The organism is Natronogracilivirga saccharolytica, from assembly GCF_017921895.1.
In the GTDB taxonomy this organism is placed as follows: Bacteria; Bacteroidota; Rhodothermia; order Balneolales; family Natronogracilivirgulaceae; genus Natronogracilivirga; species Natronogracilivirga saccharolytica.
On record NZ_JAFIDN010000002.1, the window covers coordinates 338,154 to 353,069 of the forward strand.

The 14,916-nt window shown below is 51.6% G+C and carries 9 protein-coding genes; 1 reads left to right on the plus strand and 8 read right to left on the minus strand.

All coding sequences use genetic code 11. The annotated features are described in order from the left end of the window. Positions 1 to 66: 66 nt before the first annotated feature. The 3 genes from NATSA_RS03705 to NATSA_RS03715 form a co-directional block, all read right to left on the minus strand. Positions 67 to 1,239: an iron ABC transporter substrate-binding protein gene (locus NATSA_RS03705; protein WP_210510508.1), complete on the minus strand. Its 1,173-nt coding sequence runs from the start codon at positions 1,237 to 1,239 to the stop codon at positions 67 to 69. Next, the gene (locus tag NATSA_RS03710; protein WP_210510509.1) at positions 1,223 to 3,355 is read right to left on the minus strand and encodes a TonB-dependent receptor plug domain-containing protein; all 2,133 of its coding nucleotides are present in this window, start codon (positions 3,353 to 3,355) and stop codon (positions 1,223 to 1,225) included. The genes NATSA_RS03705 and NATSA_RS03710 overlap by 17 nt, the downstream gene beginning before the upstream one ends. Before the next feature lie 117 nt (positions 3,356 to 3,472). Beyond that, positions 3,473 to 3,952 carry a DUF302 domain-containing protein gene (locus tag NATSA_RS03715; protein ID WP_210510511.1) on the minus strand — a complete coding sequence of 160 codons (480 nt, stop codon included), beginning with the start codon at positions 3,950 to 3,952 and terminating at the stop codon, positions 3,473 to 3,475. An 865-nt stretch (positions 3,953 to 4,817) separates the two neighbouring features. On the opposite strand from NATSA_RS03715, the gene NATSA_RS03720 reads away from it, so the two are divergent. Next, the gene (locus NATSA_RS03720; RefSeq protein ID WP_210510513.1) at positions 4,818 to 6,194 is read left to right on the plus strand and encodes an MATE family efflux transporter; all 1,377 of its coding nucleotides are present in this window, start codon (positions 4,818 to 4,820) and stop codon (positions 6,192 to 6,194) included. A 124-nt stretch (positions 6,195 to 6,318) separates the two neighbouring features. On the opposite strand, the gene NATSA_RS03725 is transcribed toward NATSA_RS03720, so the two are convergent. From NATSA_RS03725 to NATSA_RS03745, 5 genes are all read right to left on the minus strand, one after another. Continuing rightward, positions 6,319 to 7,623, minus strand: coding sequence for a phospholipase D-like domain-containing protein (locus tag NATSA_RS03725; protein WP_210510515.1), 1,305 nt, complete (start codon positions 7,621 to 7,623; stop codon positions 6,319 to 6,321). Between the two features lie 109 nt (positions 7,624 to 7,732). Then, positions 7,733 to 9,661, minus strand: a complete 1,929-nt coding sequence (locus tag NATSA_RS03730; RefSeq protein ID WP_210510517.1) for a hypothetical protein — start codon at positions 9,659 to 9,661, stop codon at positions 7,733 to 7,735. Between the two features lie 14 nt (positions 9,662 to 9,675). After that, positions 9,676 to 11,145 (minus strand): hypothetical protein, encoded by a 1,470-nt coding sequence (locus NATSA_RS03735; RefSeq protein WP_210510519.1) that lies wholly within the window; start codon positions 11,143 to 11,145, stop codon positions 9,676 to 9,678. A 51-nt stretch (positions 11,146 to 11,196) separates the two neighbouring features. After that, complete coding sequence (locus tag NATSA_RS03740) at positions 11,197 to 13,953, minus strand: PAS domain S-box protein (RefSeq protein WP_210510521.1); 2,757 nt, start codon at positions 13,951 to 13,953, stop codon at positions 11,197 to 11,199. Between the two features lie 99 nt (positions 13,954 to 14,052). Beyond that, the gene (locus tag NATSA_RS03745; RefSeq protein ID WP_210510523.1) at positions 14,053 to 14,763 is read right to left on the minus strand and encodes a porin family protein; all 711 of its coding nucleotides are present in this window, start codon (positions 14,761 to 14,763) and stop codon (positions 14,053 to 14,055) included. Between the last annotated feature and the right edge of the window lie 153 nt (positions 14,764 to 14,916).

The window sequence follows — 14,916 nt, forward strand, 5'->3', positions numbered from 1 at the left end:
GGATCCGGCAATTCGCCTGAAAGAAGCCTCCTGCAGCAGGATGGTGCAGACAGCCATCGGGGAAACTCACAGTTCACCGGACAGACTGCGAAGCCCGCCGTTCATGGTTCCGGACACCTGGTCATACACCCCCCGTCCCAAAAAAGCTTTGTAAACGGAGTCCGCTTTATCGGCCATGTCAATATCGTCGAACCGCCCGGGGTATAGTTGTTTGCCGGCATACCAGGCGTTGATGAGCATGTGCTCGTAGTTTGCGGCGTAGTTGTTGTAGGGCAGCAGACCGTAAACGCGGCCCTCCCCGATAGCGGAGAGGCCGTTATACAGCGGTGTGCCGGACCGGATTTCCGGCTGTACCACCTGCCAGCTCGATAAATCGACAAACAGCACATCCGGATTCCACATCAGAAGCTGTTCCTTGTCTATGAATGTGCCGTCTATGGGATTGATAAGCTGTTCATCGAGATCTGCGGCGACATTGTCGATTCCGGCAAACCGGAACGGCGGATAATGAGGCTCGGTGGCATTGATGCCCTGTGCACCGCGATAGGATATGCCGCCGACATAGGCGCGCGGACGTTCACCGGAGTTTACATCTCCGGTGCGGTCTTTCAGATCGCGGATGGATGAGCGGATGAAGCGGGTAAGTTCTTCGGCACGCTCCTCCCTGCCAAGCACGCGCCCCATAAGTTCCAGCGACTCCAGAAGCACGCCGCGGCGTTCGGCAAAATCGCCGTAATCCAAGACCACGACCGGGATGCCGGTTTGATTTTGCAGCTCATCCGCCTGTCCTGAAGTGGCGAATGTCATGAAGATAACATCCGGGCGGGCTGCAACCAGCAGCTCGGCATCTCCTCCCATCAGCGGACCAATGACCGGACGTTCGCGCAGTTCGGGATGGGCGAACAGATAGGGCCGGTCGGCATTGCGTTCCGGCTCTTCAATCCCGGCAACCATATCAGATGCATTCAGCCAGGTAATCAAACGCAGCGCACCTGCGCGCAGGCCGATGATGCGTTCGGGCGTACGGTCGAATGTGATTTCACGACCGGCCATGTCGCGAACGGTTATGGAGGTATCTTCCCGGGCATCTGTGACGTCCCTTGCGGGTTCAGAAGAACTGCCGCCGTCGCGCCCACCGTTTTTGCAGGTCGATGTCACAAAAAGGAATGTGAGCAGGAGCGCAATGGCGGCCGTCATTTCCAGAAATCTTCCGTTGTTTTTGCTATTGCGGCCAGTCATAACTTAGCGTCAGGTTCAGCATGCGGCCCGGAGACATGTCCTCGGTTGTTTCCATGCGGCGGTTATCAGCGATATCAAGAACCTCCAGTGACGCCGAAACTCCGTAACCGATATCGCGGGCCACCATCAGATCAAATGTAACATAGCTGTCAAGTGATGCCGTGTTGTCATCGGATGTGTACTGCCGGCTTTTGTACAGGGCGGAAAGTCCGAACTTTGCAGGGGCGCCCCGCCACTGGAGGCGGCCTTTGATCTGATGTTCGGGCGAATAGGTCAGCCTGTTGCCTTCAAGGTCTTCGCGCTCGGGAAAGGACAGGATACGCGTGTGATTGTAGCCGTAGTTGGCACTCAGATGCAGGCGCTCCCCGGCAATCCAGTTAACGTCGAATTCGGCTCCGGCAACCTGCACTGCGGAGACATTCTGGCGCTGATGAATCATCGGACCGTTTTCCCATAACCGGTCACCTGTGGCGACGTAATAGAGAAAATCACGGCCATAGGAGTAGAACAGCGAAGGCGCCAGCTGCCAGCGCCAGTGGGGGCGCCATTCGCCGCCGGTTTCCCAGGTATCGACGGTCTCGGGTCCGAGGCGGGGATTGGCAATTTTCGGACCGACACGGCTCCAGCCGGTTCGGGTCAGGTCATCCAGTACCGAGGCGCGGAATCCCCTTCCGTATGACAAATAAGAAGAAGCATTCGGTTGTGGTGAAAAGCGAATAGCAATGCGGGGACTGAACGTGGACCAGGTGTGCTCATCCAGCTCGCCGTTCCAACCGGCAAAATCGCTGACCTCATCACCATCCGCCCAAAAATATCCGTCGTAAAAGCTGACGTGATCGTACCGGAGTCCGAGCTGCAAGTGCATCGTTTCGTCGCGCATGGAAATTTCGTCCTGCACGTATCCGGCCAGAAATCGCATGGTTCCCCGGTTGACGACCTGGTCAGGCGAGGTCTGATAAAAATCTCCGCCGTCAATAGAGCCGCGCCGGACATCGAATCCTGCCGTGAGTTCATGATTTGCGTTCCCGGTAAGCGACGGGATCGTTCCGGTCTGATGGAACAGATCGAGCGTCAGGCCCATGTCATCCCGGTCCGAGTCGACATCAAACCGCTCATAGTTATCGCCGCGCATGCGCTCGCTGATCCGGAAATAGTCCTCACGCTGGAAAAATACGTTGAGCCGGTAGCCGAGATCGGCGCGCTCTCCCCTGGCCTGCAGCCTCATGCGTGTCATGTCAAAATTGCGATGCATTCCGTCCGGAGCCTGAATTTCCGTGCCCTCGCCACGCTTGTCGCGGTAAATATCCAGCCCGGCATCCAGTTCAAGAAGACTACCGGCCCGGTAGGTGGCCCGTCCCTGAACGCCGCCTTCCCGCAGGAATCGGGGGACACTGTATTCGTAGCCCGGTTCGGACCGAAGGGAGTCCGGGGTGGTGTTGTAGCCGTCACTGTAATTGAAGAAACCGCTGATGCGGAAATCGAACGAATCGGATGGGCGTCCGGAAAGCGTGAGGCTGCTTTTAGAGGTGTTGAACGTTCCGTACGATACAGCGGCGGATGCGGCAAGCGGCTCCTCCGGAGTTCTTGTGACAATGTTGATCACACCGCTCATGGCATTGCTTCCGTAAAGAGACGAACCGGGGCCTTTGAACACCTCGACCTGCTCGATGGTCCGGGTACTGATGCTGTTCCAGTTGACTCCTCCGGAATCCGAGGTGTTTACCGGCATGCCGTCCAGCAGCACCAGTGTGCGGCTTTGCTCATCGGCGGAGATGCCGCGTATGCTGACGCGCGGGCGCATGGTAAACATACCCATGGAACTGTTGACATTGACACCGGAAACGGTACGGAGCTTGTCATCGAGGCCCCGGGCGGGTGTCAGATCCCAGTCACGTGACGACAGCACATCAACCCTCGCCGGCACACTGCGTGCCGGGCGGGCTGTTTTTGTTGCGGTGATTTCGATGTCAAGAAATTTGTGAAAAAGCGTGTCGATGCGATCTGTTTCGGCTGTTGCATTACCCGGACTGGCTGACAGGGAACCGGAAAAGGCGAAAGCAGACAGCATCACCGGGATTATGGCAGGCACAGAAGACTTCAGTATCGTACGTATCATGACAGATAACCTCGGTGTGTCGGGTTGTTGTATCTGCTTTCAAAATACGATTTTGTGTGAAATCTCTGTGAAATACCATTCAGCAGATACCGATGCTGCTGAGATTAAACATCAACATTATTCGATAACTTCTGTAATAATGTCCTCTATTTCACTTGTAGCCCTGGCCATGACATCCTCTATGACACCGCTGAAGGAACGGGCAATTGCCTCATTGTCCATCCGGGATATGTAAGTGTTGCCGTTGCTTTTTTCGTAGACGGCAATGCGGCACGGCATCAGGGGTGAGATGATCCGTTCGTCGTCGAGCTCAAGGATCCGGGCAGCATAGTGTGATGAACACAGTTCCAGTATCTGAATATTCTGAACGTCATGACCGTGACCGGCCAGAGTGGATTTCATGTCGTGTACGTTGACGATACCCCATCCGGCATCATCCACTTTCTTTTCAATCTGTTCGATGGTTGTGTCGAAGTCAAAACGGGAACGGTCTTCCATCAGGATGTGATCATCGGTGGAGCTGAAGGCGAAGATACCGGAGAAAATCAGTGCGAACAGAGCACCTGAAAATGTAAATAATGCTGTATTTTTAATCATTTTTATATGTAGTTGCTTGTTGTTGGTTAATTTGTATTATAAAATATATATAAATATATAAGTATATGCAATAGCTGTCTCCTTATCTTCTGCAAGGCAGGAAGAGATTGGAATTCCGGAACCGGAACATGATTAAAAAAGAGTGAACTTTTAGCATAACAAGGGCCGGATAATGCATGGTAATATTAAATACTCTTAATGACCGACGGCAATTATTAGACCGCTGTAACATTGAGCCGGGCAAAACGGCGATTTTGAAGCGAAATAATGTGACTTTATCAGAACAGCGCTCTGGCAACCCGCTGTCGGTCCAATTCGCTTAAGGTATTCTAATTTGGAGACTGAGGGCGACGGTTTTAGATTACCTCCAGAATTTAAAAAGCGCTGTACAGATGCAGCGTAATTACTGAAGAGCAGAATGTGAAACAGCGGGTGACCAACCCACAGAAATAAAGGTGACCAACCTGACGTCTTGGAAAACTGATTAATGTTGCGGTATGCAACCCGAAAATCAGGAGAAGTAACTATTACTCAAGACTATGTTAAAAAGCCCCGGTATCATGCAGATGCCGGGGCTTTATATTTTAGCACTTCGTCAGCATTTCAATGCCGTAGTGTCATGTCCGGATACAAGAAGAGGACAAGCTTTTCGTTTGAAGATGAGCAACGGAATCTTGTCAGGCCGGCAACTGTTTCATACTCCATCACTAATGATAGTTCACACTGTTAAGGAAACAGCCCGATTCTCAGCAATGAGATCGGCAGCTGCTCAAACAAACCGGACGGCAGGTTATTAACGACAGGTCATTAACGAAACGATATATTCTTATGGCATCCTGTTTTACCGGGCAAGCACGGAGGAAGTTTGAGCGACGATAAGAGGGACGCTTTCGGCACGCAGCCCCTTGGTCAGCTGCTTCGCAAACAGGCGGTACCGGCATCAGCCGGAATCCTGGTGATGTCAATCTATGGTATCGTAGATACATTGTTTGTCGGACTCTGGGTCGGATCGCTCGGCATAGGAGCAATCACCGTGGTACTGCCAATCTCATTCCTGATAGCCAGCATCGGCATGGCAATAGGCATCGGTGGCGCATCGGTCATATCCCGTGCATTCGGCGCCGGTGATGACGAGAAAGCATATCACACTTTCGGCAATCAGATGGGGATGACATTTACCCTTTCAGTGGTCTTCATGGCTGCCGGGTTTCTGTTTATGGATTCCATTCTCAGCTTGTTTGGCGGCCGTGGTGACGTTGCCGAGTTTGCCCGCACGTACTTCGGGATCATCCTGCTGGGTGTTCCCTTTCTGGCGTGGGCGATGATGAGCAATAATGTAATCCGCGCAGAGGGACACCCGCGCACTGCGATGCTGATCATCATGATCCCCGCTGTTGTCAACATCATACTCGATCCGATTCTGATTGTATATCTGGACATGGGTCTTGCCGGGGCTGCCTGGGCAACTACATTGTCCTACATGTGCAGTGCCGTTTTCGCCACCTGGTTTTTTCTCAGGGGAAAGTCCCGGATGAAGCTGCGGGCAGAGTATTTGCGTCCGGATCCAACTATCGTTCGTGAAGTGTCATCACTGGGGGCCGTCTCATTCGCCCGCCAGGGTACCATCACGTTACTGTCGCTGGTTCTGAACAACTCGCTGTTTATCTATGGCGGAGAAATGGGGCTGTCCATATACGGGATCATAAACCGGCTGCTGATGTTTGCAAACTTCCCCGTAATTGGCATCACGCAGGGATTTGTCCCCATTTGCGGATATAACTACGGTGCCCGGCTCATGAAAAGAGTACGCCGGCTGACCCGTATGGCCATAACATCAGCCGTGCTTATATCACTGGGCATATTCACCATCATTATGACAATGGCTCCTCATATCGTCTCCATTTTTACCAACAACCAGGAGCTTATTGAGCAAACAACCCCCGCCCTTCGCTGGGTTTTTCTCGGCATTCCGCTCATAGGCATCAATCTGATCGGCAGTGCCTATTTTCAGGCCATTGGAAAAGCACGTCCGGCACTGGTGCTGGCACTTGCAAAACAGGGCATATTGCTGATTCCGCTCGTTCTGATGCTGCCGCTTGTTTTTGGAATCAATGGCATATGGTACGCGTTTCCGCTTGCAGACCTTGGTGCTGCATTGATTACACTTGTGTTTTTCCGCTACATGGGAAAGAAACAGGAGTATCCGGTCGAAGCAAAAACTGAAGCTGTTGCAGGGAATTAAAAACCGGTTGTCTGATGATGACTTCCCGGTCTGAGAATATGAAGTTGCGGCAACTGCTGAATCAAAGATAAGCTTCGATGTCCGGCAAGATTGAAGCCACAGTCGCGGCATTCACATCAGTTAATCACAGATAGGCTCCGATGGTGCCGCGGACAATCCATCCCCATGTTTTGTGCCGCAGTGGCCTGTTGCTGAGATCTTCCAGAGTGAGTCGTTCGGATTGTGCCAGATCCCGCTCATAATGCTGCACCATTTCTCTGGCAAAAGTGGAATCCAGTGCGTTGACGTTCATTTCATCATTGATCCGGAACGAGCGGTTGTCAAAGTTCGTCGAGCCAACAGACACAAAATAATCATCGATAATCAGCATTTTTGCATGATACATTGACGGCTTGAACTCGTAAATGGCCACACCGTCTTCGATCAGACCGGTATAAAGCGTATGGGCAGCATGCCGGATGTATTTCTGGTCAATGTGTTCACCGGGCGTAAGGATAGTGACGTCTACTCCGCGGCGGGAGGCATCACGAATGGCATCCAGAAAGAAACGGTCCGGGAAAAAGTAAGCGGAGCTGATACGGATGGAGTTTTCAGCCGAAGCGATGGCGTGCAAAAGCATTTTCCGCATTCGTTTTTCACCTTCCCTGGGCCGGCTGCTGACTACCTGCATGGCAGCGGTACCGACGGAGTCGGAATTCGGATAATATTGTTCACCAAGGAGCAGCTCGCCGCGGGCAGACACCCAGTTTTCAGAAAAAGCGCCCTGTATTTCTCTGACGACCGGACCGCTGATCCGGAAGTGGTAGTCCCGATACCCGCCGTCCACCGGGTCGGGAAGCCAGCTGTCGGCTGTATTGACGCCGCCGGTGTAGGCAACACGGCCATCCAGAACCATAATTTTCCGGTGAGTACGGTGATTGAACCGGGACAGATGATACCATGCAGGTTCGCGCCATCGCTCGAGGTCGACTCCGGCTTGCTGCAGTGTGTCCAGCTGTGCCCGTGTTGCGGCAACGGAGCCGATGAAATCCATCAGGAAATGAATATCGACCCCGCGGCGTGATGCGGAAGCAAGTTCCGCGGCAAACCGGGTGGCCACCTCATCGCCTCTGAAATTGTAGGTCTCCTTGGTGATACAGCACCCGGCCTCACCAATGTCACGGATCATCGCATCAAAGATATCCTTGCCGCGATCCAGAACCTCAATGTGATTGCCGTTTACCCAGTCACGTCCGGTCAGCCGCCCGCTGTCCCGCCGGAACTGGGGATCACTGACGGAATAGGATGTTATTACCGGTTCGGTTACACGAAATTCCTTTGGTGTGGCATTGAAAAAGACCAGGGACCCCAGCAAATACAGGAACAACAAACCTGCCGCAAAGGCAAGCAGTTTCAACAGGCGTTTCGATATGCGAACGCGTTTCAGCATAGAGAGCGGTAATAAATCCCAATGTTAGCAGATACTGCAGATACAGAAATAATAACGGATTCCGAGATTAAAAAAGGATACACAAAATTGCAGCATTAAGCGTTCCCTGCTACCGGTTACGTGACACCTGCGGGTTCAGATCTGCCATTCTTTTACGGGCAATCCGCTGAGCGCGAATCCATTCCTGTTTTACAGGATCAACAGCGGGAGGGCGTTCACTCAGATAGCTGACCGGATGTTCGGTCATTTTTTCCCGCATGTCGAGCAGTTCCAGTACTTCTGTACGTGCGCCATATGTGTAGTGCAGGAAGTCCCGTTGATCTTCTCCCAGCTCCACATCATATAACCGGACCAGTGTCTCTGCCATCTGTTCAGCGGCATACCCCAGGCGGTTGTCGGCATCTTTTGCCATCCGTTTGCCCAGTTCGGCCTTCCTTACGGCATTCATGTCCGGAGCCAGTTCACCAAGGTAAATTGCTTTGGTAGCGTTTATATTTCGCTGCACTTCGGGTCTGGAGAGTTTAATGTGCGGTTCAAGGGCGAGGGCAATCTCAATCGCCAGCCGGCGCGCGGCCATCGCTCCGGAGGTATACGTGCCGGTTTCATGATCCAAATCATCCGGGAAAAGTGTTTCGTTATTGGCTGATGCAAAGGCAAAGCCGGTTTTGTGCACATCCAGCCGCTCAAAGTACCAGGCCAGATGCCGGCAAACCTCAAGCCTTTCATCATCATCCAGAAAGATCATATCCTCTTTTATGCGGATACCCCTTCGCCCCGAACCCAGTCGCAGACTTGCGGGATCACCGTACGCCTGCGAGGTTATCTCCTCCCATTTCCGGGAAGCTTCGATCATGCTGGCATGACGTCTGCCGGTCTCGTTATAGGCCCGGTGCGCCATGCTGTAAAGCTCCAGCCCGGTTTTCATAATACGTACCAGGCGCTGCAGTTCATCTTTAGATGTATTGGGATCCATTGCTGATCGCCGGAGCTCTCCGGCAAGCTGGTCCATCATCCGGGTGACATGGTCAATAAGCTGATGGATGGTCAGGCCTTCCGGCAAATCCTCAACGGTGGCATAGCCCGATTCGATCAGAAAAGCCGAAAGAGCCCGGATCCGGTTGCCTCCGCGGGCCTGATATACCCGGTATTCACTGCGTTTTTGCTCCAGTTCATCCAGCGCACGGGCATATTTCCATCTTCCGGAGTACTGGAAAACAAGCATGGGGATTTCCCTTCCGCTGATCAGTTCATAGGCCAGAATGATCATCTCCTCGACATCGCGGAAAGTCATCAGCCGGGGATTGTTGTTTTCGATGGAGGACATGATACGCTGAAGGAAGTGCGGCTCTCTGGCTATCCCGAACCGAGAAGAGCCGAAGGTCAGGCCGGTAAACCAGTCATGCAGTTCTTTGGCGGCTTCAGGGGCGTCATCTTCGAGTTCCTGTTCGATCTGCCTTATCTGTTCCCGGTATCGGGCATACAACTCCCTGACCCGGGAGTAGAGTCCGATGCGCCTGTAGGTATAGATCTGACCCATGATATCACCGATCTCCCGTCTGCCGGTGAGATCACTAAATGCAATGGTCACGCCGTAGGATGTCAGGTCAACCCGCCTCAGCAGCTGCAGGGCCGCTTCACGCTTGCGTGCGTCTCCTTCATAAGCCTGTACGTTCATATCACGGGCTGCAAGGATCAGATCTCCCAGTTTGTCTGTGACATCGAGCACATCCCGCTCCCCCTGCTCCTCAAGATGACCACGGGTTATATTGTAGAATATACGGGCAATCAAACCGATCAGTCCGGAAAGCACCGTGAAGCTGATGAAATAAATCAGCAGATTAAGGTCGGGAAACTGACCGAAACCAATGTAATAGCCGCCGATCAGCCCCAGTCCGGTCACCGGGCCGGCGGTCCAGAACAACTGCATCAGGGTGCGGGACACGCGCACCTGGTTCAGGCTGCGCTTGAATCGCAGGGAATGCGAACTTATATCCCGCTCAATGGAAATGCGGTTTGATTTGCTTTCTCTTTGATTCACTTCAGCGGAAAAAATTAAAACGCGTTATCCAGCAGCTCAAGATGGTCGAAAGAAATATCGAAAAGCTCTTTGCTGCGACCGGAAATTTCTTCGGAGACGGAATCCCAGTCGGAGGCGCGTTCAAAGGCATCGCCTTTCCGGTACATATTGCCTGCCATGGTGATGAACATTGCGGCGGTTGAAACGGTCAGCCGGTCGTCGGTCACGGATCCGTCGGAAAAGTCCAGCTCCGTCACAAGCCGGCCGTCTATGAGATGGTATTCCATCGCTCCGAGAAGCGCCTCATCAGAAATTTCGCCAATCAGGTCAAAGACGTCAGAACGGTGTTCGGTCAGGTACATGGAGGTTCCTTCCCGTTCGCGGTCAAGGGCATAGCCGCCTCCGAGGTGATTGAGAAACTGATACCAGTCATAAAGGGAGACGGTTCCGGAGGCCGGGCGGGTGCCATCCGGGGTGAATGAAATGCGTTCGGGAAGGCCCCATGGTTCGGCAAGCGGTGCAATAGCTTCCAGCATGGCAACGGTACGGTCAAATATGGTCCGGGACAGTTCCGCATCATCCTCATCGCCAAACATGTAAAGAAAGTCATACATTGCTTTTTTACCGCGGATCATAGCACCGGCGGCGTCCAGATCCCACTCGGTGCCGTCGCCGAAATCGTAGACGGACCTGTCACTGTCCCAGGCATCGTCTAGCACAGCGGCAGCCCCGCGGTATATAGCCACCATGTCGTCGGGAGTGTGTCCCATATGATGACCCAGCGCCTGTTCCGAGAGCACACCCATATCATCTGCCCCGCCCGGTTTTTTCCAGGCAACCCATGCATAGGCATTGGCATGCAGTGCGCCGAGGGCATAACTCATGCTTTGATGATCCATGACACCACTGTCATCATAAAACGCACCATCGCGGTAGTGTTCATTCATGATATACCGGCCGGGAGTGACCAGGTAATTTGTTGGTTCGCGGTTCAGCCGGTTGTACAGGACTTCATTGTCTTCAAAGCGGCCGCTCCGGTGGTGGATGTGATAGGCATAAACAAGATGGGGGTAAAGTGAGAGATCAAGCTCTCCGGAGGCTTCATATACCCCTGCGGATTCTTCCAGCCAGGGGGTGATCCTGCCCTCTTCGTTGAAATAGTCATCGATCTGTACAACCATGGAAAGCCATTGCTCCGCACGCTCCATCATGGCATCAGGGTAGAGTTCTGGCCGGTAGGCTTCATTGCCGTACTCGGAATCTCGGGAAACCGTAGCAATCACAGATATGGCATTGAGCACATTGCTGTAGTCCCTGAAGCGAAGCTGGTCCTGCCTGAATCCGGGCACTCCTTCGGCGTCAATGGTGTAAGGCACCAGTATATCGGGCGCACCTGCTTCCGGAACCGCCTCACCGGGGTCTCTTTCACGGTCAGCATCATTACCGCAGGAAAAAACGATAAGGGGTACTATCAGGATGAGGATGAAAGCGTTGAAATAATTCATGTAAATTGGCTGTTTTTGGTGATTTGTTTGGAAAAATCGAACCGGGATTATTCAGAATAAGGGTAGCTGTGATGGCGGGTTGTCCGACAATCCGGATGATCCGTTTTCCGCATCACTATTTTCGTCATCATCATTGCTGAGTGTATTTCCGATTCCTGAAATATCTTTCTTGGTGAATGTAAGGTCAAATACGGTGCCGTTTCCGGAATTGTATAATTTGTGCTGCGCCTTTAGCTGCTGCACCAGGGTCTGAATAATTTGAAGACCAAGAGATTCAGATGAATTTGCATTTTCGGGGATACCGACGCCATCGTCATGAATGGAAATGCCAACCTCATTTCCGTTTTCCTGCAGTCTGACCGTTATTCTTCCATGCTCTCTGCCTTTGAAGGCGTGTTTGTAGCAGTTGGTGAGCACCTCGTTAATGATCAGTGAACACGGAATGGCCTGATTAATATTGAGTTCCAGGGGGATGAGATGCACTTCCTTTTCAACCGTCACCTCGTCGGGAAGAACCTGTTCAATGGTGTTCATCAGTTTTTTGATGATATCGGTAAAACTCAGGCGGGAGAAATTTTCGGACTGATAGAGCAGTTCGTGGATGGTGGCCATGGTTTGAATGCGCAGGGTACTGTCATGCAGCTTTTCACGAACGACGGCATTGGGTTCTTCCATGGCCTGCAGCTGCATCATGCCGGAAACAACGGCCAGGTTGTTTTTTACCCGATGATGTATCTCCGAAAGCAGCGTCTCTTTTTCCCGGAGTGAATTCCTCAGTTTTTCTTCTTGATATTTTTTGTCGGAGATGTCCCGGAGTGCACCTATCATGCGGACAGCCTGATGATTATCATCCCTGATAATGTATCCGTTTTCGTAAACATAGGCATAACGGCCACTCTGTTTTTCGAAACGGTACTCACAGGTCCATTTTGACTGACCGGGAGTGTCAATTGCCTTTTCAAGGCTCTCTTTTACGGCAGTGACATCATCCGGGTGGATCAATGAGTACCAGTTTTCGATAGGAAACGGCTTGCCATGAACCTGATAGCCGAACTGACGGCGAAATCCGTCACCCCATTGCAGGTGGTTCTGCAGCAAATCCCAGTCGTATATGGCATCATCGGTTGCTTTGTTTACATACCGGAACCGTTCATTGCTTCCCTTGAGAGCCTTGTCCTTGATCTCACTTTCAAGGATTAGTCTGAGCAGTTCGCATATGCGTTCCACCGTTCGTTCTTCCTGGTCGGACGGGGTTTTGGGCTGATCATAGTAGACAGCCAGTGCTGCAAGTATGTCACTTGTGTTGGAGTCAATTATGGGGTGGGACCATGAAGCCCGGATATTTTCGTTTTGTGCAAATTCCCGGTACGGTTCCCAGCGGGGGTCGTTCATGGTATCATCGACAAATACTTTTTCACCGGAAATTATGGCAACACCTGTGGTTCCCTGATCTTTGCCGATGACAAAAGACGCCACGTGCCGGATCAGATCGTCGCCAAATGATGGCGCGGAAAGGACTTTCATCTGTTTTCCCTGTACCTGAATAAATGCATAACGGATACCGGGATAGAGTTCTTCCATACCGGTCAGCAGTTCATCAAAAATTGAGGCAAGAGGTTTATCTTCAGCAAAACTTTTGAGTGTCTTGCGCTCGAGTTTGTCCAGCTCCTGAAAAAAAACCGAATGGGTTATATCCTGTGAGTTGACGATGAATCCCCTGACGGCCGGATCCTCCCGCAGATCTGTAATGGTGCTTTCGAACCACAGGAAATCGGAACAGTCCGGTTCGTTGTAACAGAAGCGGTAGGGACTGGTTTTGAGTCTGTTTTCCTTATCCAGTTCAGAAATTTCGGAAAGAAGCTGCCGCCGGTCGTTTTTATGGATGAAGTCTGCGACCGGCCGCCCGATCAGCTCTTCAGAAGGAATGTCAAGCAGCTGTTCGTATGAGGGGCTGACATATATGAACAGGCCCTGTTCGTCGATAATCCCGAAGTAATCGTATCCGCCCTGGACCAGGGCACGAAACCTCTGCTCGTTGATCCTGACCAGTCGCTGTGACTCTTTTTGATCCGTGATATCAAACCGGATGGCCAGGAAGTGCTCGGGATTGCCGCCGGAATCCATAAAAGGCACAATGGTAGTATCAACCCAGTAAAAAGAGCCGTTTTTTGTTTTGTTCCTGATTTCCCCCCTCCAGACTTCACCTTTTAAAATGGTGTTCCAAAGCTCTTTAAAAAACGAATCGGGATGATAGCCGGAATTGTTGATATTTGTGTGGCTTCCGATGAGTTCCTCTTCTGCGTACCCGGAAAGTTTGCATGTATGTTCGTTGACTTCCGTAATGTAACCTTCAACATCCGTGATCACGATATTTGCAGCCTGGTCCAGCGCATACTTGTATTCGGAAAGATGCTTCAGCGACTTTTTCAATTCAATATCGGTCGCTTTTCGCCCGGAAATATCCAGCAGTGTCGTGGAAGTGAAAGCTTCTCCCGATTCGTCGTGAAAAATTGCCGAGTAGAACTCGCAGGGAAAAGTCTCGCCGTTTTTTCGAATGGCGGTCAGCTCGCCCCGGGCACTTCCGGCTTTTTCGCGCTCCTGCAGAAAACCGGATAATCCGGGACTGTCGGTATGGATGATTCCGCTCCTGCCGATTTGCCGCAGCTGCTCAACAGTATAGCCGAACATGTCGCAGGCAGCAGGATTGGCAGTGATGATGGTACCGTCAGGTCGCGTGATCAGAGTGGCCGTCAGTGAATGCTCGAATGCTGTCTTGTATCTGATTTGTTGATCCTTTTCCTGCGACATGCCGCTTCCTTACAGAATATGACAGAAGGTATTTCTGCGAAAACTTTTTTCGCCCAGGTTGCTTATCCTGATCAATATATCCAAATTAACTGATATAAATCAGAAATAAATTCCGGCCGTAATGGTGAAGACCCGGTTTTTTGAATCGGGATCTGTGACAAAATCATCATCTAAATCATTATTGAAGTCGTTGAAATCGTCAAAATCATCATTATTGGAATCATCGAAAATATCAACAAGGCCGAGCGAGTATCGGGCCTGAACGTTAAGTTTCGTCACACCGACATTGAAGTCCACTCCGACTCCTGCGATCAGGCCGAAATCCAGTGATTCCGTCTCGTCACTGATATCACCCGAAATGGTCATGCCATTCATAGTGACTTCAGACTCGGCGTCCAGCAGATAAGCAAAATAGGGGCCGGCAACTATGTGGGGACTTATGGGACCCGGAGGGCCGAAATACAGTTTGCCCAGCACCGGTATGGTCAGGTAATCAAGTGAAAGTGTGCTTTCGAAATCAAATGTTTCACCAAACTCTTCAAAACTTTCGGAAATGGTGGCACCCTGCTGTGAGTAGTAGAGGCCGGTTTCAAGGCCGACCGGCAGCATGGGCAGTCCGATATCCACAACACCACCGATAATGATTCCGGTTCGTGAATCGGCATCGTCGAAGGCATCGCCACTGACATTGGCGATATTGATTCCGGCTTTGGCTCCGAAAGAGAGCGGACTTTGTGCATGGGCGGACTGAGCAAACAGTACCATCGCCAGCAGAGTAGCAAGTGTTATACAGAAGAGGTTGCGTATCATGGCAGTGTGGTTTGGTTACGGATGAAAAGTGACAGTGAGACGGCGAAATGAACAGATCAAAACAACATGTTGTTAGTGAGTTAGTTAACAAACTGAAATTAATGCGTTTTGGCATAGAGGCAAAGTGAAATCTGCTCTTCGCCATGTTAAACT

What these genes read in the sequence shown, in the direction of transcription:
- NATSA_RS03705 (WP_210510508.1), bottom strand. Translation starts at nt 1,239, where the DNA reads ATGACTGGCCGCAATAGCAAAAACAACGGAAGATTTCTGGAAATGACG.
- NATSA_RS03710 (WP_210510509.1), bottom strand. Translation starts at nt 3,355, where the DNA reads ATGATACGTACGATACTGAAGTCTTCTGTGCCTGCCATAATCCCGGTG.
- NATSA_RS03715 (WP_210510511.1), bottom strand. Translation starts at nt 3,952, where the DNA reads ATGATTAAAAATACAGCATTATTTACATTTTCAGGTGCTCTGTTCGCA.
- NATSA_RS03725 (WP_210510515.1), bottom strand. Translation starts at nt 7,623, where the DNA reads ATGCTGAAACGCGTTCGCATATCGAAACGCCTGTTGAAACTGCTTGCC.
- NATSA_RS03735 (WP_210510519.1), bottom strand. Translation starts at nt 11,145, where the DNA reads ATGAATTATTTCAACGCTTTCATCCTCATCCTGATAGTACCCCTTATC.
- NATSA_RS03740 (WP_210510521.1), bottom strand. Translation starts at nt 13,953, where the DNA reads ATGTCGCAGGAAAAGGATCAACAAATCAGATACAAGACAGCATTCGAG.
- NATSA_RS03745 (WP_210510523.1), bottom strand. Translation starts at nt 14,763, where the DNA reads ATGATACGCAACCTCTTCTGTATAACACTTGCTACTCTGCTGGCGATG.